We start from the raw sequence: 1,673 nt of genomic DNA, 5'->3' as shown, positions 1-1,673 counted from the left end.
TGTCAAAGCAAAATTGAAATGTCGTACCACCGGCTAAATACAGATGTCGTGTTTTTGATGTGTGATTGGCTCTGTTTTCAACGGTTTGAATCCACGTAGTCTTGAAGATTGTCTTGATCCGACCGGGGCGTTTCAGACTGTTCAGCGAGTGCGAGCAGACCGTTGGCCAGGTGTTGAGGGCGTCTTGGATTGCTGCGCCACCTGCACGATTACTTGATCCAGATCGGCTCGGGTGAATGCGCGCGACTTCTTCGTGCCGGGCAAGGGCTTGGGAGTGCGCACCGCGGCACCTCGGTTTGTGCGAGACGGCGAGCCTGAGATCCGACGGTTATCGCGCTGCGCCTGTAACGCTCGCGCGACCTGCAACGCATGACCAAGACGCTTGTTCTCGATTATCGCGCCTTGGTCAATGTCGGCGAGCTTGTCATACGGCACAGCATGCAGCACGCTGCCGTCAGCGCGGATTTCGAGGCGCCCATCTGGGTATTCCCACACGTCGATGTAGCGGCCGATCAGCCTGCGATTCGCTGCCGTGTCATCGAGCAGCCAGAGTACGCGGTCGTTCAGCAACGTCAGCGCATCCGATACCTTACGCTGTACCCGCCAAGTCAAAACCGCGTCGAGATTCTCGTCATCGCGCAGCGGCCGGTGGGCGTCGTACGCGCTTCTTGGCGGCTTTGCGAAGCGCGCGTTATAGGCCGCCATGAAAACGCAGGCAAACGCGTTTGCAGCTGCAATGGTGCTGATATCACGCAAACGCAGCTCCTTCACCAGGCGATCCTGCAGCGTCAGATGAGCCCGTTCGACGCGTCCCTTGGCGGGGCTGCTGTTGGCGCAAAATGTGTCGATGTTGAGCTCGTACATTGCACGACCAAACTGGGTGACGCCTTTGCCCGCCGTCTCCTCGCGCTTGTGGACGTAGAACACGCTCGCGCGGTCGCTATAGAATGCCACCGGCTTACCGTGGCGTTCGAGATACGCGCGCGTCGCCTCGAAATAACTGAAAGTCGATTCGGTCGGTGCGAAGTGCAAGTGCATCAACCGGCTCGTCGCGTCGTCGACAAAGACCAGCAGTGAGCAGGCGGGTCCCCGGTCTTCAAACCAGTAATGATCGCTGCCGTCGATTTGTACGAGTTCACCGAAACAGGCTCGTCGGGCACGCGGCTGGTAGACCTTCGGCGGACGTTGCTTGCGCGGCACCCAAAGGCCGGCATCCGTCATCAGGTGCCGCACGGTTTCCTTCGACAGCACGAGGCCATGGCATTCACGCAGCTTCTCGCATGCCAGCGTCGGTCCGAAATCCAAGTAGCGCTCGCGAATAAGGGTCAGCGCACGTAAGGCCAAGCCTTCGTCAAGCTTCCGATTGCCCGGCTTGTTCCGTTTGCGTGATGTAAGGCCCGCCGCGCCCGACTCGCGATATCGCCACACCAGCCGCTCGACTTGGCGTACCGTCACGCCGAGACGCTCCGCGGCTCGACCGGGTTTGAGTCCCATATTCACCACGGCTTGGATGACCTTCAGACGGTCGAGTTCGCGCATGTTCAATGTCACCAACGTTGCTGGCTTCATGGACGGCTCCTGCAGTGGTGCAGTCAGTCGCCAGCTTGCCAGTGGTCGCAAAAACACGACATTTGTATCTTGCTAGAACACGACATTCTCATGTTGCTCCTACA

General features: G+C 58.9%; 1 protein-coding gene. It reads right to left on the bottom strand.

The window, feature by feature from the left end; genetic code table 11:
• Positions 1-141: 141 nt before the first annotated feature.
• Positions 142-1,569: an ISNCY family transposase gene (locus QCE49_RS33525; protein ID WP_175983324.1), complete on the bottom strand. Its 1,428-nt coding sequence runs from the start codon at positions 1,567-1,569 to the stop codon at positions 142-144.
• Positions 1,570-1,673 lie beyond the last annotated feature (104 nt).

The sequence above is a fragment of the Caballeronia sp. LZ008 genome (genome assembly GCF_031451435.1).
GTDB lineage: Bacteria > Pseudomonadota > Gammaproteobacteria > Burkholderiales > Burkholderiaceae > Caballeronia > Caballeronia zhejiangensis.
The sequence above is the reverse complement of the archived record's forward strand: the minus strand, read 5'-3'. Positions and strand labels throughout refer to the sequence as shown.